The sequence below is a fragment of the Rahnella sp. BIGb0236 genome (assembly GCF_004364755.1).
GTDB lineage: Bacteria > Pseudomonadota > Gammaproteobacteria > Enterobacterales > Enterobacteriaceae > Rahnella > Rahnella victoriana.
Map to the genome: position 1 here is coordinate 63,599 of NZ_SOAO01000004.1, position 23,780 is coordinate 87,378.

Consider the following 23,780-nt stretch of genomic DNA (forward strand, 5'->3'; position numbering starts at 1 on the left):
GCGCTTACTGACGTAACAGTTCGACGTAATGGCGCGTCACCGCGGTCAGATCATCACCCTCAAGCGGGAATTCGATACCGCGTGGAACATCCTGAGGCAGGCTTTTCAATAAAGGTTCCCAGCTGCCATCGCTGTTATCGAGTGCGACGGCATGCCATTTCCCGGCCCGTTGTTCCGCTGCTTTAACATGCACATACCCTACATGTCGCGCCAGGCGCTCAGCGGCCACTGCCGGATCCTGTCCGACCCACAGCCAGTTGGCCATGTCGAACGTCATGCTCAGTGGCAGATGCAGTGATTCTGCGGCAAACATAAACGCATTAATGCGCGACAGAATGCCGTATTCCGGCGTCTGGTCATTCTCAACCACCAGCTTTACCGGACTGGATGCCAGCAAGACTTTCAGCGGCGTCAGGTCTTCGCCCGGCTCAAATTCGCCAAGGGAAAACTTGATGGTGCGGGCATTCAGCCTGCGCGCCTCTTCGAAATAGTGTGGTGCATCAGGATTAAGCTTGCCACCCGGCGCAAACAGGGCAAAAGGCACGGAGTACACGGCAAATAAACCGTTCTGCTGAATTTTTTCGGCCAGCGCAGGCAGGGAATCCAGATCGGCGGGAGAGAACAATTCACGGCGGATTTCCACACCGTCGGCCTTCGCTTCTGCGATGATCGGCAGGACTTCCGCCTGTCCGCCAAGGGCGTTGACGACGCTGTTTCCGTAAGCGGCGGTGACAATGACGACTTCTCTTTTCATGAACGTTTATCCTGTGAGGGCGCTGCGTAAAATGCGGCGCGGGCGATCATTTCCGAAACCTCATTTTAGTGGAACAAATGACGGGCCGTGCCGTTGTTAACGTTTTGTTTCGTTTTATACACGCTAATTGGAACCGGTTCCATGTGACAGGACAAAAGCACAAAAATATGATCCCGCTCACGAAGAACGGGGAGATAACAGGAAGGAAAAGGCTCAGCGGGCAGCCGTGGAACCGCGCGCCATCAGCTCGCCGGAAAACTCCAGATCGGTGACCGGTTCGGTATTGCCCTGGATCCGCGTCACCAGCTGACGCAGTGCCGCCACGCCCATTTCGTAGGTCGGTTGCCTGAGCGTGGTGATCCCGACGCCCGCCAGATCCGCCCACACCAGTTCGTCGAAACCGGATAAACCGATATCCGGCCCCCAGCGCAGATTCAGCCGCTGCATGGCGCGCGCTACCTGTAACGTCAGCGCACCGTTCACGCACATCACGGCTTTATGCTTATCCGCATGGCGCGCGACAAAATCCTGCAGCAGCGTATCCAGCCCTTCGGTATTGCTCAGCTCGATTTCGCCTTGTTCGGCAATATGTTGCGGGGACTGCTGCATACATTTCAGGAAGGCGTGTAAGCGGTCGAAACGGGTATTGATGGTGGCGGGTTCGCTGATGAACAGCAGGGCTTCAAAACCCTGTTGCAGAAGATGACCGGTCATCATCTGCGTGGCTTCGGCGTTATTCAACCCGATGACGTCACAGGCGAAATTTGCCACTTTGCGGTCAATCAGCACCATCGGTAAGTTGGCCTGTTGCAGCGTGGAAATCGCCGCTTCACGCATGCCGACGGCATTAACTACCATGCCATCGACGCGGTAGCTGCTGAGCAGTTGCAGGTAATGTTTCTCCTGATCCAGCTCGTTGTTGGTGTTACACACCAGCAGGGTCAGCCCTTCCTGACGGCAGGCGGCTTCGACACCGCGCATGACGTCGACAGAATAGGGGTTGGTGATATCAGCGAGGATCAGCCCGATCAGACGCGTCTGGCCGCTTTTCAGGCTGCGGGCCATCTGGCTCGGCTGATAATCCAGCAGGGAGATGGCCCGTCCGATGCGCTCTTTCAGGGCATCGGACAGCAGGTGTTTTTCACCGTTGAGATAGCGTGACACGCTGGTTTTACCGGTTTTCGCGGCGCTGGCGACGTCACGTATCGTGGCGCGGACAGCCGCGCCCGGTTCCTGTTTTTTGCTCACAGCCTTTCTCCCCTCATGCTTGTCCCACGGAGACTAGCACAGAGTGCCGAAAGGCTGCATCCCGTAAGTCAGCGCAATCCTTCTGCCGTTTGTACCACCGGGACCACCTCCACCTTCGGCCTGCTGCTCAGGGTAAACGCCGAAATGATCGTCACGCCAAAGGCAATACCGCCGAGGATCAGATAGGTATCGCTGAAGCTGATACGGTCATACAAATTGCCCGCGAACGCCGAGAGGAAAATCGCGGCCAGTTGTTTGGCAAAGTTAAATCCGATCAGATAAATGGTCGCCGAGAACCGGACATCAAAAATCTGCGTGATGTATTTGAACACGCCGACCAGCAGGAATGGCACTTCCAGCGCGTGCAGCATTTTCAGCAGAATGACTTCAATCGCCGTGGTGGCAAAGGACGAACCGACGATGCGGATCGACATAATGGTGCCCGCCAGCAGCAGCGTATTTTTCGCGCCGATGCGGTTAATGATCCACGGCGAACAGAACATGATCAGCGCGTTACACAGCTCGCCCGCCGTGGTGACATAACCGAACATTTCCGTGCCCTGCTGCGGAGACGCGAAAAAGGTTTTGAAGAATGTCGCGAATTGCTGATCAAACACGTCATACACACAGGCCACGCCGATCACATACAAAATCAGCATCCACAGTTTGCGTTCTTTCAGTAACAAAGCCGCCGTTTTCAGCGAGAATTGCGGCTGATTGGCACCGAGTTTATCCAGAACCTGCGCATTTTTATTTTCCTGCGGACGGGCAATCAGCAGCAAAATCATCAAAATGATCGCCGCGCCGGACCCCATCCAGAACACGATGTCCGGGTTGATATTAAACAGCACGCCCGCCGTTGAGGCGCAAATCCCCCAGCCGAAGCAGCCGAACATCCGCGCCTTGCCGTATTCAAACGAACTGTTACGGCTGACCCTTTCGATATACGCCTCCGTGGCGCCGGAACCGCCCGCAAACACGAACCCGATATACGCGCCGCCGAGAATGGCCCCGAGCACAATATTCAGTTTTAACAACGGCGCGAAGACGTAAATGAAGAACGGCGCAAACAGGAACAGCAGCACCGCGATGACCCACAGAAGATGTTTTTTCAGGCCGAGCTTGTCGGAAATGATGCCGAAAACCGGCTGAAACAGAATGGCAAACAGCGACATGCTGGAGAAGACGATGCCGGTTTCCGTTTTACTCAGACCGATCACGTCAGAAAGCCAGATCGGTAAAAACGGATAACAGGTCGCCATAATGAAGAAATAGAGGAAGAAGTAGCTGCCAAATATCCAGAAGTTAGTATTTTTTTTATAGAAGCAACGATCGGAAGTTTGTGTAGGGTTCATAGTGATTTCCTTGCCGAAACCATGAAAACCGGCACTGTCGCACCGGCGTTTTTTTGTTGTTATCTGATTTCTTCGAAGCCCAGCAGCAGGGCACTTTCCGGATCCAGTACCGGCAGGGTCAGCCCGGCATTGGCCAGCCATTCGCCGCTCAGCACCGGAGATTCATGCAGCCATGCCGGTTGCACCCGCATGGTGTGACCGCTGCCGCCGCCGGCCAGCAATGGCGGTTCATCCAGCACCGTCACGCGATAACGCGCATCAGGTTTCAGCCCCGGCACCCGTAACACACCGGGTAGCGACCAGGTCGGCATCGCCAGCTGACTGACCAGAAATACTGCGCTGTCGGCGTCTGCACTGACCACGCCGTTAATTAGCACCGTCCCGTCATGGGTATCCACGCGGTAAACATCGCCGCTGTGCAATAAAGGGCGTAACTGCTGATGCAGGCGGGTGTATTTGGCGAAACCGGCGCGTTCCGCATCGCCTTCTTTCACCGGATCCAGTTCAATGCCCATGTGGCCGAACAGGGCGGTCAGGCCACGGAATTCGATGCTGTGCTGGCGCGAGGTGGCGTGGCACAACTTGTTGCCGATGTGCGATCCCATCACTTCCGGCGGGAAGAAATAGCTCATGCCGCGCTGAATTTTCTGCCGCTCCAGCGCGTCGTTATTGTCCGACGTCCAGAACCGGTGACTGCGTTTGAGCACCTCGAAATCAATACGGCCGCCGCCGGAGGCGCAGGATTCAAACTCGATCTGCGGGAAGCGTTCGCCCAGCACATCGAGCAAACGGTAAAACTGCTGCGTTTGCGCTGTCAGCGCCGCGCGGCCTTGGTGTCCCGGCTGAACGATTTCGCGGTTCATGTCCCATTTCACATAATCCACATCGTGCTCGCCGAGCAGCCAGCTCATGCGTTCCACCAGATAATCAAACACCTGCGGATTGTTCAGATCGAGCACAAACTGATGACGCCCGCTCGGTTGCTGATAGCCCGGCAATGCCAGCAGCCAGTCCGGGTGCGCGCGGTATAAATCAGAATCCGGGTTAATCATTTCCGGTTCGACCCAGATACCGAATTCCATGCCGAGTTTTTTGACGTGGTCGATCACCGGTTTCAGGCCGTGCGGGTATTTCTTCTCGTCGAGATACCAGTCACCCAGCGCGGCGCGGTCATGGTCGCGACCCCGGAACCAGCCGTCGTCGATAATGAAGCGTTCCACGCCTAACGCGGCAGATTCAGTCGCCATCTGCATGATGTAGCCGGGATCGTGATCGAAATAAATCCCTTCCCAGGTATTGAGATGCACTGGTCGTGGTTTTTCTGTCGGGAAACGCAAAATCTGTTCACGCACAAAGCGGTGGAATTGCTGACTCATGCGGTTCAGGCCGCTGGCGGAATAACTGGCGTACAGCCACGGTGTTTCCAGCGTTTCGCCTTGCTCAAGACGTTGTTCGCCGGGGAAATACAGGGCTTCGGCCTGCACCAGACGGCGGCCATCCACTTTGATGTCGGCGCGCAGGCGGTGGTTGCCGCTCCAGCCCAGATGCAGGCCCCAGACTTCACCCTGTTCCTCACTGAAACCCGGATGACCGATCATCATCGCAGGGAAATATTCGGAAGAGGTTTTGCCACGGCGGTTTTCCTGAATGATGCCGCCGTGATCAAGCTGCGTGCGGTGCGGCTGGAATTCTTTGATCCAGCGGCCATGAAACGCCATCACTTCACCGGCACGCTCCGGCAGCGGCAGCGTGACGGCCAGCCGCGTTACCTGATAGGACCCGGGTTTGAGGTTGGTCAGGCTGTTGCGCGCCTGCAACACGCCGCTGTCGTCGAGGCGCAATTCACTGCGAAATTGCAGCCCGGCAATCGCGTCTTCGGTGGTGATGATGAGCTGATTTCCCTCGTGCTTCACCTGCGTGGTATTGAACACCGGCGACCAGTCCAGCCCGTCGCGATGGCCTTCCACGCCCGGTGTGCCGAAAGAACCGCGCCCGGTATCGGCGCTGACATTCACCGGCGCTTCGACATCAATGCGGCCGTTCGGTACCGCGCGGCTCAGGGAAATCAGGTCATCTGCTGAAAACTGGCTGAGGCGCTTTCCCCAGTAAAGGATTTCGGCGAACGGCGTGCAGCGGACGATCAGGCTGGTGTGCGCGGCGGTTAAATGGACGATCTGGTTTTCCATAGTTTCACGACTCCGTCAGAAGAAACGCGCCTGCAAAAAACGCGATTTGATGGTGTAACTATTGATCCGAAACGTTTCGGATGGGAAATGTGAATCGTCAGATTTGTGATATAGGGTGGAAAAATAACCGGAAGGGGAAATATCAGCGTGGTGGATGTACGGTGACGCCTGCCTGTAATTCCGGCTGCCAGAGCACCTGTAAATCCGTCAGCGGTTCATTGCGGATCAGCGCGAGAGTCATGGTGGCAATTTGCAGCCCGACCGCTTCGCGGGTGCCCTGCCGGACGGCGGTCACGGCGACATCGGGCACGCTGTCGGACGGCAATCCGTCAAAAATAATCAGCGACACGCCGCCGCTGAGCAACAGACCGGCTTCGTGCAACGCCAGCGCCGCGCCTTCGCCGTGCATATTGCAGTCGCAGACTATCGCCGTAGGCGGCACCGGTAAAGCCAGCAACGCCTGCGTGGTCTGATATCCGGCGCGACGGCTGGGGCTGATTTTGTGAATGTAATCCGGAACTTGCGTCAGACCGTTTGCCTGCAATCCGTCGAGATAACCCTGATAACGCTGTCCGATAAAAGACTGCTGATTGTTCTCGCCGAGAAACGCGATGCGCTGATGGCCGAGTGCGGCAAGATGATCGACTGCCATCTGCATACCGGCACGGTTATCGAAATCAAACCAGGCGTAATCCTGCGTCAGACAGCCGCTGCGACCGAGCGCCAGAAACGGGAAATGACGCTGCTGCAAATCCAGCAGGCGCGGATCGTTATCCAGCGTATGCGCCACCAGCATGGCATCGACGCGTTTGCTTTCGATAAGACGCCGCCAGGAAAAGGTGCCTAATTCATCCGGTACCAGCAGTAAATCGATTTCATATTTGGCCAGTTCGCGGGTGATGCAGCCGACCATTTCGATAAACGCAGAGTTGCTTAACGGATGGGAAGTGAAGGGGAAAATGAGGCCAACGGCGTCGATCTTACCCATTTTTAACCGGCGGGCGAGGGTATTCGGGCGGTAACCGCGAAGCCGGGCGGCGGCCTGAACCCGTGCGCGGGTGTCTGCTGAAACGTCATCGTAACCGTTCAGCGCACGGCTGACGGTGGTCACGGAAATACCGAGATCTTTCGCGATAGCTTTCAGAGACATACTGACACCCGTAACGCAGTTGAGAAGACACGTTGCGGGAGAATATCACAAGCCAAACAAAACGGGGCCATGTGGCCCCGCTGTTATCAGGGGTATTGCAGCGTTTCAGATTTTTACTGCAACGGACTCAGCGTGATTTCCACGCGGCGGTTCTGCGCTTTACCGGCTTCCGTGCTGTTGCTGGCGATCGGATTGTCCGGGCCTGCACCGGTGGTATGAACACGGCTGCCTTCAACACCCTGAGTGATCAGTGCGCTGCCCACGCCGTCCGCACGTTGCTGTGACAGTTTCATGTTCAGCGCGCGGGTGCCGGTGCTGTCGGTGTAACCGACCACGTTAACGGCGGTTTTCGGATACTCTTTCAGCACCATCGCCACGCCGGTCAGCGTGTTCGCGCCTGCCGGTTTCAGCGTGCTGCTGTTGGTGTCGAAGGTCACGTTGTTTGGCATGTTCAGCACGATGTTATCGCCCTGACGGGTCACGCTGACGCCGGTGCCTTTCATTTTGTCGCGCAGTTTAGATTCCTGCACATCCATGTAATAGCCCGCACCGCCACCCAGTGCAGCGCCTGCCGCCGCGCCGATCAGCGCGCCTTTGCCGCGATCGTGTTTAGAAGAAGACAGCATACCGACGCCTGCGCCGAGCGCGGCACCAATACCGGCGCCAATGCCGGATTTCCCTGCTTCTGATTCGCCGGTGTAAGGGTTAGTGGTACAGGCAGACAGGCCCATCGTGACGCAAAGTACGCCCGCAACCACAAGTAATCTTTTGCTCATCTTATTTCCTTCAGGATGTTTATTATTCAGAACTTCACCGCTGCATTATGACTGTGCGCTTTCCGACAAGTTGCACAGAAAAAGGTGTCAAAACATAAACAAATGCAACGGGAGGACATCAGTCCTGCGGCGTTCCGGCGCTCTTTATGCGCAATTTCGGGGCGTTAAGCAGTAGGAGAATTCCGGATATCCGTTTTTGTCTTTTTACGGATTTTCAGAACTTATTCAGAAAGGGGACGATACCAGCGCAGAATATACGTGGGCATGTCAGTGCCGGGATGGCGGGTGCTGGCAGTGACTTCAAACTTTTCCTTGCGATAGAACGCCACCGCGCGGTCGTTTTGCTGATACACCTCCAGCAACAGCACCGGATATTCCTCTTTGGCCGCCGCCATCAGGCGCTGCGCGGTGCCGTCACCGTAATGCGAGGCTTCCACAAACAGCGCGCCGATAAACTGCTGATTCAGCACGCTGATAAAGCCACAAACCTGATCATTTTCGTCGCAATCAACCCAGGTTCTGGCTTTGGGCAGAAATTCTTCCCTGACCATTTGCAGGCTTTCAATCCAGTAGGATTCAGCAATAAAAGCATGGGAAAGTAATGAACTGCGCAGCCAGAGCATAAGAATGGCGTCGGTATCGCCGGGCCGCGCAGCGCGGATCATGACGGCTGATTCGCCGGATGGCAGAAGCAATAAGACTGATGATCGTTCACCAGCCCTGCGGCCTGCATAAAGGCATAACAAATCGTCGAGCCGATAAATTTAAACCCTTTCTTCTTCAGCGCTTTCGACATGGCATCGGACACCGAAGTGGTCGCCGGAACGCCTTCCGGGCCGAGCGGAGTATTGATGACCGGCTGATGCCCGACAAAGCTCCAGATGAATTCTGCAAAGTCTTCGCCGCTGGCCTGCATCGCCAGATACGCCTGCGCGTTGCCGATAATGGCTTTGATTTTGCCACGGTGACGGATGATGCCCGCATCGAGCACCAGACGCTCGACATCGTCATCGGTCATCTTCGCGATGCGCACCGGGTCAAAGTGGTGGAAATTCTGGCGATAGCTGTCGCGTTTTCTCAACACGGTGATCCACGACAGACCGGCCTGCTGGCCTTCCAGGCACAACATTTCAAACAGCGTGCGGCCATCTTTGATGGGGACGCCCCATTCCTTATCGTGGTACTCGAGATAAATCGGTTCTTTCGAAACCCAGCTGCATCGGGTGGTCGCCATGGGGTTGTCCTTGTAAACGGCTTAACTGCGCGGGCCTCAGTGTGTGGGTTCTCGGATAACTCTGCAACGTCGCAATTTACACACCCCCGCCTTGACGCTGGTCGGATCTGAACAATATTTAAAGCCAATCATTACGCATTCCTTACGTTTAATCATAGCGTTGAAACGTCCATATTTTAGGGAAATCACATTTATGGCAGGCAGAAAGAGTTCCGTTTTGCGCCTCACGAAAGGCACTTTTGCTGTGGCGTTGTGTCTGGGGTTACAGGCTCCCGCACAGGCTTTTGATCAGCTTTATGTTTTCGGCGACAGCCTGAGTGACACCGGCAATATTGGCCGCTGGACGTTCGACAGCAGTTCGCATCAGCTCTATGACGAAATCCTGGCGGGCAACATCGGCACAACCTTAACCCCTTCCTCAAAAGGCGGCCTGAACTATGCCGAAGGCGGCGGCGTCGCGGTACCGGGGCTGGATTCCGACTACACCACGCAGGCGCAGGTACAAGCTTATCTGGCTTCGACCGGCGGCAAAGCCGATCCAAACGGGCTGTATATTCACTGGATTGGCGGCAATGATCTGGCGGCGGCGGCGCTGAGCCTTAACCCGATCACCGCGGTGGAAATCGCCACCAACAGCGCGACGCAGGCCGCCTCGCAGGTGAATGATTTACTGAAAGCCGGTGCAGGCACGGTCGTCGTGCCGACAGTGCCGAATATCGGCCTGACGCCGGTGCTGATGGAAGGCGTGATCCAGGTCGGATTGTTGCCGGTGCAGCAACAGGCGCTGGAAGCGGCCTACCAGTATCTGAATGCGCAAAATACGCCGGACGCCGATGCGCGCACCGAAGCCATCCATAATGCGCTGGCGGCCGCGGCCACCGAAGGTTCAAACATCCCGCTGATTCAGGAGACCCTCGCCAAAGGGCTGGCGGCGGCATATGACGCCCTGAAAGGCGTTGCGGGCGGCCTGACGGACACTTACAACACCACCGAAGATATCGCGCTGGCCAGAACCGGCGGCAATATTGCGCGTGTGGACATCAACGGATTGTTCAACGAAGTGGTGGCCGATCCGGCGCTGTACGGTTTCGCCAATACCGCCGGTATCGCCTGTCCGGTCGGCACATCCGCCTCGGAATGTACCTCGGATCTGCCGGGCTTCGACGCCAGCAAAGCCTTCCTGTTTTCCGACCATTTCCACCCGACACCTCAGGCGCACGCGCTGATTGCGCAATATATGCAGTCAGTGCTTGATGGCCCGCTGGAAGTTTCCGCGCTGAGTCAGGGCTCGCTGGCGCTGGCGCGGAATACACAAGGGTTGCTCGACAGCCGTTACCAGCAATTGCGCACGCAGGACAACGACGCCGGAACCTTCGGCATGTTCGGGGGATATGCCGGACAAAGTTCGGACAGCAAATTCAATCCGTCACTCGGTCTGGGCGATGGCGATCTGACGTCTAACTCACTGAATATCGGTATGGATTACCAGTTTGCCGATCGCTGGATGATGGGGCTGATGCTTTCCGGTTCTGATGATAAGGATGATCCGAGCGACCATTACAGCTACCGCACGCGCGGCAAAATGGCGACGGTGTTCACCGGCATCAAAATCGCCGAAAACGGCTGGATCAACGGCGATATGCACTACGGTTCGCTTAATTATGATGATATCAAACGCAGCATCACCCTCGGCCCCGCTACCCGCACCGAGCGCGGTGAAACGGACGGTAAACAGATGGGCTGGCGCGTGACCGCAGGCTGGGATTTCCCGGTTTTACCGGTGCTGAAAACCGGGCCGGTGGCGCAGTACAGCTGGGATTACAGCAGCGTGGAAGCCTACAGTGAAAAAGGCAACAACAGCACCTCGATGCGTTTTGGTGATCAGACTTCCCATTCACAAATCGGCGCGCTGGGCTGGCGTCTGAATGCCGAACTGGGCATCGTGAATCCGTATGCGCAGGTGACCTATGACCGTCAGTTTGGCGATAAAACTTACAGCACCACCGGCGCGATCAAATCCACCCGCACCCGCTTCAGCCGTACCACCGGCGAGCAGGACGACGACTGGGTCGATATGACCGCTGGCCTCAACGTGCAGATCACCCACAGCATTTCGGCTTTTGCTGCGATCTCGCAAACCACCGGGCTGGATTCCGGCGAACAAACCTCTTATAACGCCGGGCTGAGCGCACGGTTTTAAAGGCTAAAGGGGCGTTCAGCCCCTTTGTCATCAGATTTTGTCTCCATTCTATTATCCCGTTCTGTATTTTTTGGAATGCAAACTGACTTCAATGACTCCAATCTTAGTCATTCTGGCTGATTATCTTCCGTTCAGCGGGTATACTGTCGCACTCTCTTTAAACCCACTTTCTCGCGTGCGAATCCAACATGCAAAAGTTTGATACCAAGACATTTCAGGGCCTGATCCTGACACTGCAAGATTATTGGGCGCAGCAGGGCTGCACCATTGTTCAACCGCTGGATATGGAAGTCGGCGCAGGCACCTCGCACCCGATGACCAGCCTGCACGCACTCGGCCCTGAGCCTTTTGCGGCAGCCTATGTTCAGCCATCACGTCGTCCGACTGACGGCCGCTACGGCGAGAACCCGAACCGCCTGCAGCACTATTATCAGTTCCAGGTGATGATCAAACCGTCACCGGAAAACATTCAGGAGCTGTACCTCGGCTCTCTGAAAGAGCTGGGCCTCGACCCGCTGATCCACGACATTCGCTTCGTAGAAGATAACTGGGAAAACCCGACGCTCGGCGCCTGGGGTCTCGGCTGGGAAGTGTGGCTGAACGGCATGGAAGTGACGCAGTTCACTTACTTCCAGCAGGTTGGCGGTCTGGAATGTAAACCCGTGACCGGTGAAATCACCTACGGTCTGGAACGTCTGGCGATGTACATTCAGGGCGTGGACAGCGTTTACGATCTGGTGTGGAGCAACGGTCCGCTGGGCAAAACCACCTACGGCGACGTGTTCCATCAGAACGAAGTGGAGCAATCCACCTATAACTTCGAATACGCCGATGTCGATTTCCTGTTCACCTGTTTTGAACAGCACGAGAAAGAAGCGCAAACCCTGCTGGCACTCGAAAATCCACTGGCCTTGCCTGCTTACGAGCGCATCCTGAAAGCGGCCCATTGCTTCAACCTGCTCGACGCGCGTAAAGCGATTTCTGTGACTGAACGTCAGCGCTACATTCTGCGCATCCGTACCCTGACTAAAGCGGTAGCTGAGGCGTATTACGCTTCCCGCGAAGTGCTGGGCTTCCCGATGTGCAAAAAGAACGAGAAGTGAGATAAGTCAATGACTGAAAAAACATTTCTGGTGGAAATCGGCACGGAAGAACTGCCACCGAAGGCTCTGCGCAGCCTTGCTGAATCTTTTGCAGCTAACCTGACTGCGGAGCTGGATGCGGCGAATCTGCCACACGGCGACGTCAAATGGTTTGCCGCACCGCGCCGTCTGGCGCTGAAAGTCTCCGGTCTGCATGAATCCCAGGCTGACCGCGAAGTTGAAAAACGCGGCCCGGCTGTGGCGCAGGCATTTGATGCCGAAGGCAAACCGAGCAAAGCCGCTGAAGGCTGGGCTCGCGGTTGCGGTATCACCGTTGATCAGGCCGACCGTCTGGTCACCGACAAAGGCGAATGGCTGGTTTACCGTGCGCACGTCAAAGGCGAAAGCGCGCAACAACTGCTGCCTGCGATGATCGCCACCTCACTGTCTAAACTGCCAATCCCTAAACTGATGCGCTGGGGCGATTCCGACGTGCAGTTCGTGCGTCCGGTTCACACGGTGACCCTGCTGTTAGGCGATGAGCTGATCCCGGCGAAAATTCTCGGTATCGAGTCTGCGCGCACTGTTCGCGGTCACCGTTTCATGGGCGAGCCTGAATTCACGATTGATAATGCCGATCAGTATCCACAGATTCTGCTGGAACGCGGCAAAGTCATTGCGGATTACGAACAGCGTAAAGCGATTATCAAACAGGATGCCGAGAAAGCCGCGAAAGAGATTGGCGGTATCGCCGATCTGAGCGAAAGCCTGCTGGAAGAAGTCGCGTCTCTGGTCGAATGGCCGGTGGTGCTGACCGCGAAATTCGAAGAGAAATTCCTGGCGGTTCCGGCGGAAGCGCTGGTTTACACCATGAAAGGCGACCAGAAGTATTTCCCGGTGTACGACGCTGCGGGCAAACTTCTGCCGAACTTCATCTTTGTGGCCAACATCGAATCGAAAGATCCGCAGCAAATCATTTCCGGTAACGAGAAAGTGGTGCGTCCGCGTCTGGCCGATGCCGAGTTCTTCTTCAATACCGACCGTAAAAAACGTCTCGAAGATAACCTGCCGCGTCTGGAAACCGTATTGTTCCAGAAGCAGCTGGGGACGCTGCGTGACAAAACCGACCGTATTCAGGCGCTGTCTGGCTGGATCGCTGAGAAAATCGGTGCCAACGTCGAGAACGCCAAACGCGCCGGTCTGCTGTCAAAATGCGACCTGATGACCAACATGGTCTTCGAGTTCACCGACACGCAGGGCGTGATGGGCATGCACTATGCGCGTCACGACGGCGAGCAGGAAGACGTCGCAGTGGCACTGAACGAACAGTATCAGCCACGCTTTGCGGGTGACGAGTTACCGGCTTCGCTGGTGGCGTGTGCGCTGGCAATCGCGGACAAGATGGACACACTGGCCGGTATCTTCGGCATCGGTCAGCATCCGAAAGGCGACAAAGACCCGTTTGCCCTGCGTCGTGCCGCGCTGGGTGTTCTGCGCATTATCGTTGAGAAAAACCTGCCGCTTGATCTGCAAACCCTGACCGAAGAAGCGGTGCGCCTGTACGGTGACAAGCTGACCAACGCCAAGGTTATTGATGAAGTGGTTGATTTCATGCTCGGTCGTTTCCGCGCGTGGTATCAGGAAGAAGGTCACGCGGTCGATACCATTCAGGCTGTGCTGGCACGTCGTCCGACCAAACCGGCAGATTTCGATGCGCGCGTGAAAGCGGTGAGCTACTTCCGTACGCTCGATGAAGCGGCAACGCTGGCAGCGGCCAACAAGCGCGTGTCCAACATCCTGGCGAAATCCACGGACGTTCTGCTGGATCACGTTCACGCTTCCGTACTGAAAGAGCCTGCTGAGCTGAAACTGGCGACGCATCTGGTGGTTCTGCGCGACAAACTGGAACCGCTGTTTGCTGCCGGTCAGTACAAAGAAGCGCTGGTGGAACTGGCTGCGCTGCGCGAAACCGTCGATACCTTCTTCGACACCGTCATGGTAATGGATGAGAACGAAGCGATTCGTATCAACCGCCTGACGCTGCTGTCTAAACTGCGGGAGCTGTTCCTGCAGGTGGCGGATATTTCGCTGCTTCAGTAAATTTAGCTTTTGCGCCCTCCCCTGCGAAGGGGAGGGTTGGGGTGGGGTATTACAGCAACATCAAAAGTTGAGGTATGCGTTGACCCTTGTTTTGTCATTAAAACCCCCTCCCGACCTCCCCCTTCGCAGGGGGAGGAGCAAGGCACCTTATCGGATGCCAATTTCTACGCTTTTTTAAAAAGCGTTCTCCCCCCAATTGTTCTATTCTATAACCCGCATGGAATGCACAGCATCGGCAGGGAACTGGCCGGTAAAAGAACATTGAAATCAGGAGTCAGGACTCATGGCTGTAGGGATCAGAAGCGGTGCATTTTCTCGCTGGCTGGCGCCGTTTATCGCACTGCTGGTGGTGTTTCAGCTCACTGCATGCGGCGATAAAGAACCGGAGCAACGCAAAGCCTTTATCGATTATTTGCAAAATACCGTGATGCGCAGCGGGCAAAATCTGCCGTCGCTGAGTGAAGATCAGAAACAACGTTTTGGTAATTACGCGAATGACTACGGCATCATTCTGTCATTCTCCCGCCAGATGAAAGGTGCCGTTGAAGGCAGCCTGGTGCCAGTGGTCAGCGCGATTGGTCAGGTGCGTACGCCGCAGGATTACATGACTCAGCGCAGCGCGTTGCAACAGGCGGCAAGCACGCTGAGCTTGCTGAATGCGCAGTTGCGTGACTCAAAAGTGAAAGCCGACACCGCGATGGCGGCATTGAAACAACCGGACGATCTGAAAGCCGTTTACGGTCAGGTGTATAACAACGTGGTGACCCAGCCTGCAAACGTGCTGACGCCGCTGGTGCCTGCACTGCAAAGCTTCACGCAGGATATCGCGTCTGTGGGTGATTTCCTGCAACAGCAGGGCACTCAGGTTGCTTTCGCCAACGGCGGCGTGCAGTTCCCGACGCAGCAACAGGCCACGCAGTACAACACCATGATGTCGAATCTGGTGGGTAAACAGCAGACATTGCTTCAGGCGCAAAAAGTGGCGCAGGGCGATTTCGGCAACTAAGCCAGTTAGTGTTGTGATGAACTTAAGCCACGCTCAAATGCGTGGCTTTTTTATGAGTTGAAACCGGATGCAATAATGCGAATATGACGTTGATCACAAAGCAGAACAATAATAAAAAATCATAATTTGTGATTTTATTCACAAACAGGCTATTGCTCTATTAGTTTATTTATGAAATTCATCTTATCCGTGTGATCTCTGTAGGCTTTTAATATTGCCATTGCGGTTTTTATAATGCAGATCACAAATTCATGTTGGTTTGATTAAATCCATTTCAAAGAATATGCTCCTGAATATAAATTCTCATCGATAAAAATAAGGGTTAATCATGTCGTCATTAATGGATTTTTTCGAACATGAAAGTGTTGCGATATATTCATCCGCTGAAAATTGGTCTCAGGCGATAGATTTATCCATGAGAAATCTGCTGGAAAGAAAATGTATTACGCCGGATTATATTCAGGCGATTAAAGACACTACCCGTGAAATTGGGCCCTATTATTTACTCGCACCAGGCATTGCTATGCCACATGCAAGGCCGGAATGCGGCGCGCTGCAGACGGCTCTGAGTTTCACGCTGTTGCGCGAAGGCGTAAGCTTTGATGCTGAAAGCCCGCCAGTCAGGCTGCTTATCGGATTAGCGGCGAAAAATTCTGATTCACATATTGAGGCGATTCAGGCGTTAAGTGAAATGCTTTGCGAAGATGAAGTTATTGATGAATTACTCAATGCAAATAACCCAGAGGAATTAATTAATATCATTCAGCGTTATTAGTTCTATCCTAACACTCAACAGGATTTTAATATGGCTAATAAATCAATGCGCGCCAGAGTGCAAGCTTTTGGCGGGTTTCTCACAGCGATGGTCATCCCCAATATAGGCGCCTTTATTGCCTGGGGTTTTATTACGGCGTTATTTATTCCCACAGGATGGACCCCTAATTCGCATTTCGGGCAACTCGTTAGCCCGATGATCACCTATTTATTGCCTCTGATGATCGGGTCTACGGGCGGGCATCTTATTGGCGGAAAACGCGGTGCCGTGATGGGCGGTATCGGCACCATGGGCGTCATTGTCGGTGCCGATATTCCCATGTTCATCGGGGCGATGGTGATGGGGCCGCTGGGCGGTTATCTCATTAAAGTGGTCGATAAGGCGCTGGAGAAACGTATTCCGGCGGGCTTTGAGATGGTGATCAATAATTTCTCACTCGGCATTCTCGGCATGCTGCTTTGTCTCTTGGCGTATGAAGTGATCGGCCCGGCGGTAATGGAAGCCAATAATTTTGTGAAACAGGGCATTGAGGCGCTGGTGGCGACCGGTTACCTGCCGCTGCTGTCGGTGATTAATGAACCCGCCAAGGTGCTGTTCCTGAATAACGCCATCGACCAGGGTGTTTACTATCCGCTGGGAATGCAGGATACGGCCGTTGCCGGAAAATCCATTTATTTCATGGTGGCCTCTAATCCCGGCCCCGGGCTTGGCATCCTGTTGGCGTTTTCGCTGTTCGGCAAAGGATTAAGTAAAAAGTCTGCCCCCGGCGCGATGATCATTCATTTTCTCGGCGGTATCCACGAGCTGTATTTCCCGTATGTGCTGATGAAGCCGCTGATGATTATTGCCATGATTGCGGGCGGTATGGCCGGTATTTATGTCTTCGAACTGTTTGGGGCGGGGCTGGTGGCGGGGCCAAGTCCCGGGTCTATCTTTGCTTATCTGGCGCTGACACCGCGCGGCGGTTTTATAGGAACCTGTGCGGGCGTGCTGGCGGGAACCGTTGTCTCTTTTGTCGTCGCCTCAGCCATTTTGAAATTCGATAAATCACCTGCGGAAGACAGTTTTGCGGATTCTCAGGCCGCCAGCAAAAAACGCAAAGCCGAAGGCAAAACCGGTATACAGCCTGTGGCAGTCAGTATCCGGCTGATCGCTTTCGTGTGCGATGCGGGCATGGGATCGAGCGCAATGGGCGCCACCACGTTTCGTAAGAAGCTGCAAAAAGCCGGTTATGAAATCGAAGTGAAGCACTACTCCATCGAAAACATTCCGGCCGATGCCGACATTATTGTGACTCATGCAAGCCTTGAAGGCCGTGCGCAACGGGTTACTGACCGTCCACTTATCCTGATTAAAAATTATCTCGGCGATCCGGCACTTGATGTGCTGCTTGCTGACATCACTTCAACACCTCAGCAAGGAGTAACAGCATGAAGACCCAGGTGGCAGCGATTTATGGAAAAAAAGATGTGCGTCTGCGGGAGTTTGAACTGCCGGAAATCACTGATGACGAACTGCTGGTGAATGTGGTGTCTGACAGCATTTGCCTTTCAACTTACAAAGCGGCGCTGCTGGGGGGGGAACACAAACGTGTGCCGGAAAATATTGCCGACCACCCTGCTATCACGGGTCACGAATGCGCGGGTGTGATCGTGCAGGTGGGCAAAAATCTTACTGGACGTTTTGAAGCCGGAAAACGTTTCGTGCTGCAACCGGCAATGGGATTGCCAAGCGGTTATTCTGCCGGTTACAGCTACGAAACCTTTGGCGGTAACGCGACCTATATGATTATCCCGAAACAAGCTATCGACCTCGGCTGCGTTCTGCCGTACGAAGGGCACTATTTCGCCGCCGCCTCGCTGGCTGAGCCGATGTGCTGCATTATCGGCGCGTATCACGCCAGCTATCACACCACGCAATATGTGTATGAACATCAGATGGGCATCAAAGCGGGCGGAAATCTGGCGCTGCTGGCGTGCGCGGGCCCGATGGGCATTGGCGCGATTGATTATGCGATTAACGGCAATGTGCGTCCGTCGCGGGTGGTGGTGGTGGATATCGACGAACAGCGGCTGGCACGCGCAGAGCAGCTTCTGCCGGTGGCTATGGCAGCAGAAAAAGGTATCGAGCTGGTGTATATCAACAGCAAAACGTTGTCTGATCCGGCAGCCGCGTTGCGCGAACTGACTGGCGGCCAAGGATTTGATGATGTCTTTGTTTTCGCGGCCGTGGCTGAAGTTATCGAACTGGGCGACGCGCTGCTGGGCGAGGACGGTTGCCTGAATTTCTTTGCCGGCCCGACCGACAAAAACTTCAGCGTTCCCTTCAATTTCTACAACGTTCACTACGGTTCGACGCACATTGTCGGCACATCTGGCGGTTCGACCGGCGATATGGAAGAGGCGCTGGCGCTGACGGCGGCGGGACGTATTCAGCCTTCCTATATGATCACGCATATCGGCGGCCTGAACGCCGTACCGGAAACCGTGCTCAATCTGCCCGACATTCCCGGAGGTAAGAAACTTATTTATAACGGTATTTCCTTGCCGCTGACCGCTATTGATGACTTTGCTGAATTAGGCAAAACCGATCCGTTGTTTGCCCTGCTGGCAGAACTTGTCATGCCGACACATGGCGTCTGGAATGAGCAGGCTGAGCAGGCATTACTCAACCATTTTAACGTCTTATCGTGTCAGCAGAGGCACCTATGAAAACTCTGGCTTACGATATTTTCAAAACTACCGAATGTGCCGCATTGTCAGTATGGCCACTGCTGGGATGTGGTGATAAAAATCAAATAGATGGCGTCGCGGTAAAAGCCATGCGTCATGCACTCAATCAGATAGCAATGCAGGGACGGATTGTTATTGGTGAGGGTGAAATCGATCAGGCGCCGATGCTTTATATCGGAGAACGTCTGGGGACGGGGGACGGACCGCATGTGGATATTGCTGTCGATCCGATTGAAGGTACCCGGATGGTGGCGATGGGACAAAGCAATGCACTGGCCGTTATCGCTTTTGCGCCACAAAACACCTTGCTGCATGCGCCTGATATGTACATGCGTAAGATGGTGGTGGGTTCGCAGGCCAAAGGCGCCATCGACCTGCGTCTTTCGCTGGTCGAAAACTTATCTCGTATTGCAGAAAAACTGGATAAGCCACTGAGTGCCTTGCGCATGATCACGCTCGACAAACCCCGTCATCACGACGCCATCGCACAGGCGAATGCACTTGGCGTCAAAGTGTATGCCATTCCTGATGGCGACGTGGCGGCCAGTTTGCTGACGTGTCTGCCGGATGCACAGGCTGATGTGATGTATTCGATTGGCGGTGCGCCTGAAGGGGTGATTTCGGCCTGTGCAATCCGGTTATTGGGGGGTGATATGCAGGCAGAGCTTATCGACTTTTGCGAGGCTAAAGGTGACACGCCGGCTAACCGCGAACTGGCTCAGGCTGAGCATCATCGCTGTGAAAAAATGGGTGTGTTAATTAATCACATTTATCCGCTGAATTTACTGGTTAAAAGTGATCAGGTTATTTTCTCGGCGACCGGGATCACTCAGGGTGACCTGGTCTGCGGCATCAGGCAAATCGGCGACCGCCTGCAGAGTCAGACACTTTTGATTAACGGCACCGATGGCACCTGTAATATCATCAATTCTCTCCATTACTGATAACGGCTAAGGGAAGGATGACTGTATTCACTGAAGATCAGGTGCTGGAGATGCTCTCCGGCCAGACGAATCTCAATGATTTTTTGCATGCCGCTAATGCCATTCTACTCAGCGGCATTAAACAGTTCCTTCCCCACCTTTTTATCAATAATGACGAGGATATCCGCGAATTTGCCGTAAAGCCTTTACTCGCTAAATCTGGCCCGCTGGACAGTATTGATGTGTCCCTGAGGCTGATTTATGCGCTGGGAAAAATCAAAAAACCGGTCTATGCAGATATTTTGCTGTTTTCTCAGCTGGACGAGCACCTGAAAGCAGGTGCCGAAATTGTGGAATTTCATGAAGAAACGGCTTATGAATTTATCCAGAATTTGAGCTGTGTGACGGATAACACACTGATGTTCCAGTCTGTCGAGAAAATGAAATTTGCCGGTTTTGAAACCTTCAGTAAGGCACGTTACGGCAATCTGGTGAGGACGGCACTGTCGCTGGCAGTGACGGATTTACTCAAGGAACTGACTTATGAATGTGATGCTGACCATTAACGGACTGACCACTAAGGCTTTTTTCCCCGACAACGATATCGCGCAGTTACACCTTCCTCTTTTACAACGTTTTTCCCTCCAGCAACGCCAGTTAAACCGGCCTTTGGTGGTGTTTCTGGTCGCCCCTCCTGGCACCGGTAAATCGACGCTTTCTGCCTTTTGGCAAAAACTTTCTACTGAAACGCCGGCGCTCGTTCCGTTACAGACCTTGCCCATGGACGGTTTTCATCAGCGTAATGGCTGGCTGGATGCGCATCATCTTCGCCAGCGTAAAGGCGCGCCAGAGACGTTTGATATCATAAAACTGCGCGATGCATTGATGGCGTTACGCGAGCCGGGAAGCTGCTGGCCGGAGTATAGCCGCACATTGCATGAGCCGGTTGAAGACGCGATCCGCGTCACCGCGCCTGTGCTGATCGTTGAGGGAAACTGGCTGCTACTCGAAGATGAGGGCTGGCGGCAACTGGCGGAATATTGCGACCTGAGCGTTTTTATTCATGCCAGTCCGGAGGTTCTGCGTGGCCGGTTAATTGACCGTAAAATTCGCGGTGGACTGACGCCTGAACAGGCCAGTGATTTTTACGCTGCCACGGACGGGCCTAATGTGGCGCGGGTTCTGAAGGGGAGTCGCCGCGCAGATATCGCGCTGCACATGTCGGCCGATGGCGCATATCATTTTGAGTGATGGTTACTGCGGGATTTATAAAAAATGACAATTTTTTTCCTGCAAACGTGGCTGAATTCCTCTACTTTTGAAGGCAACTGTCCGTTTTTCCCCGTATTTCACTTTAAGGATTTTTGATGAAACGTCAGACGATGACTCTGTTGGCTTCCCTGGTGCTGGCGCCGACGCTGGCTTTTGCTGCCGACAGCGCAACCGCAGATTTCACCCCGGCGCAGCAGGAAGCCATTGGTAAAATTGCGGCGGATTACATGTTGCAGCATCCGGAAATTCTGGTGCAGGTCAGTCAGAAACTGCAGGCGCAGCAGGCTGATCAGCAACAACAGCAAACCCTGAGCGCAGTGCTGGCCAATGCCAAAGTGCTGGTGAATGATCCGGCTACCCCGAGCTACGGTCCGAAAGACGCCAAAGTGGCGTTCGTGGAATTCTTCGATTACCAGTGCCTGTATTGCAGCCACATGGCGCCGCTGGTTGAGCAAACCGTGAAAGCGAACCCGAACGTGCGTTTCGTCTTCAAAGAATGGCCAATCTTCGGTGACCGCTGGAAAGCATCCATCACCGCCGCAGAAACCGGCATGGCGATCTGGAAAGAGAAGGGCGCGCAGGCGTATTTCGACTATCACAACAGCATTTACCGCACTGGTCACGATGAAGGCAAGCTGACCGATGCGGATATCGCAGGTGCAGTGAAAGCCGCCAAAGCCACAGCACCAACCGACGCACAGCGTAAAGCCACGCACGAAGCCATCGCCGCAAACGACGAGCTGGCGCGTACATTGGGCTTCAGCGGCACGCCTGGTTTCGTGGTGATGCCAACCAGCGGTGCCACTGCAGAAAACACCACCGTGCTGCCGGGCGCTGTCTCCGCAGAAGAATTGCAGGCAGCCATTGTGAAGGCGCAGGGCGGGAAGTAATTTTTGCTTCAATCCGGCAGCCTGTGCTGTCGGATTTTCTTCTCAGGTATAGTTTGGAAAGCACTTCTCAGTATTGAATGTAACGGCTGAAACTGAGTAAATTTTTACTCACTTCGTGGGTTTTGACGTGGTAACCTTCTTTTCTTCATGGATATTCATCCAATGAAACAATCTCTGATTCTGGGGTCTGCCAGCGGAGTTTACTTAATTTTTACTGATTACATGGATAGCTTGTGATTGTTCAATTCGCTGATTATGCTGCGTTGAAAAAAAACGAGCGCCGTGAAAACCGAAGCGTAAAAGAAGCGACAGGTTTACATAAAGTGATTGATCTTTCAGCCTGGCAAGAGTTTGCCGAGTATGAGAAAGCCAAAGCGCGAGTCCAGGAAGCTGCCGCTAAACTCGACTGGTAACCCGGCCTTGTCTGTCCAGTCATTGGAGTTTTTATGACTGTTCCTGCACAAAAAATTATTCCGATTGAAAAATTAAACCGCTCTACTGAACATGACAGCATTGATGCTTTGCAACGACACCGTTCCCAGGAATTAATTATTGGATTATGTGGTGCCAGTGGCTCCGGTGTTAACACATTAAAAGAAAAGCTGATCGAACAACTTACTGCTGGGTCATACCATGTTGAGCATATCAGGCTCAGTACATTAATGGCGAACACGAAAACCCATGATATCGCGAGTGAATTAATTTCACTGAAAGGCTATGAACATTACGTGCAGCTTCAAGATCTGGGAGATGCCCTGAGAAAAGAGCATGGGGCGATGATTGCCGCTCAAATGGCTATTCGTAATATCAGTTCCCTGCGCAATAAGTTACTAGAACTACGTCAGGCAGAAGGGGCTCATGGAAAAACGACCAGCAAAGTTGCTTATATTATCGATCAATTCAAACACCCTTCAGAAATTGAATTATTGAGAGAGGTATATCGTAATAATTTCTACCTGCTTGGCGTACTTCGAACATTAAAAGAAAGAAGAAGTAACCTTAGACGAGACGGGATCAGCCGGGACGATATAGACAAGCTTGTGGAAAGGGATCGACGCTCACCTCTTAAGTATGGGCAGCAAGTAGAAGAAACATTGCAGTGCTCGGATTATTTTATAAAAAATATCAGTGACATCCGCATAGAAAATGCCGTCCAAAGGTTTGTTAATCTGATACATGGCGCAAAAAATCTTACACCCACACGAGATGAAACGGGTCTGTTTAACGCCAGCACTGCAGCATTACGTTCTGCATGCTTGTCACGACAAGTTGGGGCTGCCATCATGGATGACAACAACAATATTCTGGCAACCGGGTGTAATGACGTTCCAACCGCAGGAGGAGGATTATACTCCTGTGAAAACGTTGATAATGATAAGCGCTGCTTTGCTGATGGAGGCTGTCAAAATGATCAGCACAAAAATCTTGTCAGAAAAGAAATTGATGTTGTACTTCAGAAATTCGATTGTACCCGAACTCAATTTACAACTATTTCTGAAGAGATAATGAAAACGACTAAATTGAAATCGTTAATTGAATACTCAAGAGCAATTCATGCCGAAATGGATGCCATAACCACTATGGCAAGAATCGCTCAAGTGAGCACGGTAGGTAAGACGCTTTATTGTACTACCTATCCTTGCCATAATTGTGCGCGGCATATTATTGCCGCCGGTATTAAGCGTGTAGTGTATATCGAGCCTTACGAAAAAAGTCTGGCAGAAGATCTCCATGGAGATTCTATAAGCCACGGCGAGCCGGCGGGTGATGATATTTCTAAAGTGGTTTTCGATAATTTCGAGGGTACTGCACCAAGGAGATACGCTAAGTTCTTCGGGTACAATCGACCAAGGAAAAATCAGCAAGGCAAATCGATCACTTATGACATCAGAACGTCACATCATGTCGATTCTCAACAGCTTTACAGCTATACCGATTTTGAACTGAAAATAGTCAAAGATGTAACGACCAAAATTGGTAAAGAAATCTCATTACCTCCAGCATGATTTTGCCAATGCATTTGGGCTACAGTTTTTTGTAGCCCAGCTCCCCCATGTAATTTTATTTCAACATCCCCTCTGTAAACTCCCTTTTCCT

The 23,780-nt window shown here is 53.5% G+C and carries 21 protein-coding genes; 13 read left to right on the forward strand and 8 right to left on the reverse strand.

Features of this window, described 5'->3' with window-relative positions; all coding sequences use genetic code 11:
- Window positions 1-4 precede the first annotated feature (4 nt).
- The 8 genes from EDF78_RS10020 to EDF78_RS10055 form a co-directional block, all read right to left on the reverse strand.
- Window positions 5-754, reverse strand: coding sequence for a sugar phosphate isomerase/epimerase (locus EDF78_RS10020; protein WP_095924018.1), 750 nt, complete (start codon window positions 752-754; stop codon window positions 5-7).
- Between the two features lie 213 nt (window positions 755-967).
- Window positions 968-2,002 (reverse strand): LacI family DNA-binding transcriptional regulator, encoded by a 1,035-nt coding sequence (locus tag EDF78_RS10025; RefSeq protein ID WP_119825564.1) that lies wholly within the window; start codon window positions 2,000-2,002, stop codon window positions 968-970.
- 68 nt (window positions 2,003-2,070) lie between these two features.
- Complete coding sequence (locus EDF78_RS10030; RefSeq protein WP_133823017.1) at window positions 2,071-3,357, reverse strand: MFS transporter; 1,287 nt, start codon at window positions 3,355-3,357, stop codon at window positions 2,071-2,073.
- Between the two features lie 59 nt (window positions 3,358-3,416).
- Window positions 3,417-5,543: an alpha-galactosidase gene (locus EDF78_RS10035; RefSeq protein WP_133823018.1), complete on the reverse strand. Its 2,127-nt coding sequence runs from the start codon at window positions 5,541-5,543 to the stop codon at window positions 3,417-3,419.
- 142 nt (window positions 5,544-5,685) lie between these two features.
- Window positions 5,686-6,693 carry a substrate-binding domain-containing protein gene (locus EDF78_RS10040; RefSeq protein ID WP_095924014.1) on the reverse strand — a complete coding sequence of 336 codons (1,008 nt, stop codon included), beginning with the start codon at window positions 6,691-6,693 and terminating at the stop codon, window positions 5,686-5,688.
- A 113-nt stretch (window positions 6,694-6,806) separates the two neighbouring features.
- Entirely contained in the window at window positions 6,807-7,469 is a 663-nt protein-coding gene (locus EDF78_RS10045; RefSeq protein ID WP_133823019.1) for an OmpA family lipoprotein, read from the reverse strand.
- Between the two features lie 221 nt (window positions 7,470-7,690).
- Complete coding sequence (locus tag EDF78_RS10050) at window positions 7,691-8,134, reverse strand: N-acetyltransferase (RefSeq protein WP_095924012.1); 444 nt, start codon at window positions 8,132-8,134, stop codon at window positions 7,691-7,693.
- On the reverse strand, window positions 8,131-8,703 hold the full coding sequence (locus EDF78_RS10055) for a DNA-3-methyladenine glycosylase I (protein WP_133823020.1): 573 nt from the start codon (window positions 8,701-8,703) through the stop codon (window positions 8,131-8,133). The genes EDF78_RS10050 and EDF78_RS10055 overlap by 4 nt, the downstream gene beginning before the upstream one ends.
- Window positions 8,704-8,896: 193 nt before the next feature.
- Between EDF78_RS10055 and EDF78_RS10060 the strand changes: the two genes are divergently transcribed.
- From EDF78_RS10060 to EDF78_RS10120, 13 genes are all read left to right on the forward strand, one after another.
- On the forward strand, window positions 8,897-10,903 hold the full coding sequence (locus EDF78_RS10060; protein WP_133823021.1) for an autotransporter domain-containing protein: 2,007 nt from the start codon (window positions 8,897-8,899) through the stop codon (window positions 10,901-10,903).
- Window positions 10,904-11,091: 188 nt separating this feature from the next.
- Window positions 11,092-12,006, forward strand: a complete 915-nt coding sequence (gene glyQ / locus EDF78_RS10065; protein WP_133823022.1) for a glycine--tRNA ligase subunit alpha — start codon at window positions 11,092-11,094, stop codon at window positions 12,004-12,006.
- 9 nt (window positions 12,007-12,015) lie between these two features.
- Window positions 12,016-14,085, forward strand: coding sequence for a glycine--tRNA ligase subunit beta (gene glyS / locus EDF78_RS10070; protein WP_133823023.1), 2,070 nt, complete (start codon window positions 12,016-12,018; stop codon window positions 14,083-14,085).
- Window positions 14,086-14,368: 283 nt separating this feature from the next.
- Window positions 14,369-15,091, forward strand: coding sequence for a DUF3053 domain-containing protein (locus EDF78_RS10075; RefSeq protein ID WP_095924007.1), 723 nt, complete (start codon window positions 14,369-14,371; stop codon window positions 15,089-15,091).
- A gap of 328 nt (window positions 15,092-15,419) precedes the next feature.
- Entirely contained in the window at window positions 15,420-15,866 is a 447-nt protein-coding gene (cmtB, locus tag EDF78_RS10080; protein ID WP_133823024.1) for a PTS mannitol transporter subunit IIA, read from the forward strand.
- Window positions 15,867-15,896: 30 nt separating this feature from the next.
- Window positions 15,897-17,300 carry a PTS mannitol transporter subunit IICB gene (locus EDF78_RS10085; RefSeq protein ID WP_095924005.1) on the forward strand — a complete coding sequence of 468 codons (1,404 nt, stop codon included), beginning with the start codon at window positions 15,897-15,899 and terminating at the stop codon, window positions 17,298-17,300.
- Window positions 17,297-18,577 (forward strand): zinc-binding dehydrogenase, encoded by a 1,281-nt coding sequence (locus tag EDF78_RS10090; protein WP_133823025.1) that lies wholly within the window; start codon window positions 17,297-17,299, stop codon window positions 18,575-18,577. Before EDF78_RS10085 ends, EDF78_RS10090 begins: the two co-directional genes overlap by 4 nt.
- A complete protein-coding gene (gene glpX / locus EDF78_RS10095) occupies window positions 18,574-19,542 on the forward strand; it encodes a class II fructose-bisphosphatase (protein ID WP_095924003.1) in 969 nt (322 codons plus the stop codon). The genes EDF78_RS10090 and glpX overlap by 4 nt, the downstream gene beginning before the upstream one ends.
- 17 nt (window positions 19,543-19,559) lie before the next feature.
- Complete coding sequence (locus EDF78_RS10100; RefSeq protein ID WP_133823026.1) at window positions 19,560-20,087, forward strand: MltR family transcriptional regulator; 528 nt, start codon at window positions 19,560-19,562, stop codon at window positions 20,085-20,087.
- Window positions 20,065-20,772: a nucleoside/nucleotide kinase family protein gene (locus EDF78_RS10105; protein WP_133823027.1), complete on the forward strand. Its 708-nt coding sequence runs from the start codon at window positions 20,065-20,067 to the stop codon at window positions 20,770-20,772. The genes EDF78_RS10100 and EDF78_RS10105 overlap by 23 nt, the downstream gene beginning before the upstream one ends.
- Window positions 20,773-20,888: 116 nt before the next feature.
- Window positions 20,889-21,683, forward strand: a complete 795-nt coding sequence (locus EDF78_RS10110; RefSeq protein ID WP_095924000.1) for a DsbA family protein — start codon at window positions 20,889-20,891, stop codon at window positions 21,681-21,683.
- 233 nt (window positions 21,684-21,916) lie between these two features.
- Window positions 21,917-22,096, forward strand: a complete 180-nt coding sequence (locus EDF78_RS10115; RefSeq protein WP_014333307.1) for a hypothetical protein — start codon at window positions 21,917-21,919, stop codon at window positions 22,094-22,096.
- Between the two features lie 33 nt (window positions 22,097-22,129).
- Window positions 22,130-23,689, forward strand: a complete 1,560-nt coding sequence (locus EDF78_RS10120) for an anti-phage dCTP deaminase (protein WP_133823028.1) — start codon at window positions 22,130-22,132, stop codon at window positions 23,687-23,689.
- Window positions 23,690-23,780: the final 91 nt, after the last annotated feature.

What these genes read in the sequence shown, in the direction of transcription:
- EDF78_RS10035 (WP_133823018.1), bottom strand. Translation starts at nt 5,543, where the DNA reads ATGGAAAACCAGATCGTCCATTTAACCGCCGCGCACACCAGCCTGATC.
- EDF78_RS10085 (WP_095924005.1), top strand. Translation starts at nt 15,897, where the DNA reads ATGGCTAATAAATCAATGCGCGCCAGAGTGCAAGCTTTTGGCGGGTTT.
- EDF78_RS10110 (WP_095924000.1), top strand. Translation starts at nt 20,889, where the DNA reads ATGAAACGTCAGACGATGACTCTGTTGGCTTCCCTGGTGCTGGCGCCG.
- EDF78_RS10055 (WP_133823020.1), bottom strand. Translation starts at nt 8,703, where the DNA reads ATGGCGACCACCCGATGCAGCTGGGTTTCGAAAGAACCGATTTATCTC.
- EDF78_RS10105 (WP_133823027.1), top strand. Translation starts at nt 20,065, where the DNA reads ATGAATGTGATGCTGACCATTAACGGACTGACCACTAAGGCTTTTTTC.
- cmtB (WP_133823024.1), top strand. Translation starts at nt 15,420, where the DNA reads ATGTCGTCATTAATGGATTTTTTCGAACATGAAAGTGTTGCGATATAT.
- EDF78_RS10030 (WP_133823017.1), bottom strand. Translation starts at nt 3,357, where the DNA reads ATGAACCCTACACAAACTTCCGATCGTTGCTTCTATAAAAAAAATACT.
- EDF78_RS10050 (WP_095924012.1), bottom strand. Translation starts at nt 8,134, where the DNA reads ATGATCCGCGCTGCGCGGCCCGGCGATACCGACGCCATTCTTATGCTC.
- EDF78_RS10100 (WP_133823026.1), top strand. Translation starts at nt 19,560, where the DNA reads ATGACTGTATTCACTGAAGATCAGGTGCTGGAGATGCTCTCCGGCCAG.
- EDF78_RS10060 (WP_133823021.1), top strand. Translation starts at nt 8,897, where the DNA reads ATGGCAGGCAGAAAGAGTTCCGTTTTGCGCCTCACGAAAGGCACTTTT.
- glyQ (WP_133823022.1), top strand. Translation starts at nt 11,092, where the DNA reads ATGCAAAAGTTTGATACCAAGACATTTCAGGGCCTGATCCTGACACTG.
- EDF78_RS10075 (WP_095924007.1), top strand. Translation starts at nt 14,369, where the DNA reads ATGGCTGTAGGGATCAGAAGCGGTGCATTTTCTCGCTGGCTGGCGCCG.
- glyS (WP_133823023.1), top strand. Translation starts at nt 12,016, where the DNA reads ATGACTGAAAAAACATTTCTGGTGGAAATCGGCACGGAAGAACTGCCA.
- EDF78_RS10090 (WP_133823025.1), top strand. Translation starts at nt 17,297, where the DNA reads ATGAAGACCCAGGTGGCAGCGATTTATGGAAAAAAAGATGTGCGTCTG.
- EDF78_RS10020 (WP_095924018.1), bottom strand. Translation starts at nt 754, where the DNA reads ATGAAAAGAGAAGTCGTCATTGTCACCGCCGCTTACGGAAACAGCGTC.
- EDF78_RS10045 (WP_133823019.1), bottom strand. Translation starts at nt 7,469, where the DNA reads ATGAGCAAAAGATTACTTGTGGTTGCGGGCGTACTTTGCGTCACGATG.
- glpX (WP_095924003.1), top strand. Translation starts at nt 18,574, where the DNA reads ATGAAAACTCTGGCTTACGATATTTTCAAAACTACCGAATGTGCCGCA.
- EDF78_RS10120 (WP_133823028.1), top strand. Translation starts at nt 22,130, where the DNA reads ATGACTGTTCCTGCACAAAAAATTATTCCGATTGAAAAATTAAACCGC.
- EDF78_RS10040 (WP_095924014.1), bottom strand. Translation starts at nt 6,693, where the DNA reads ATGTCTCTGAAAGCTATCGCGAAAGATCTCGGTATTTCCGTGACCACC.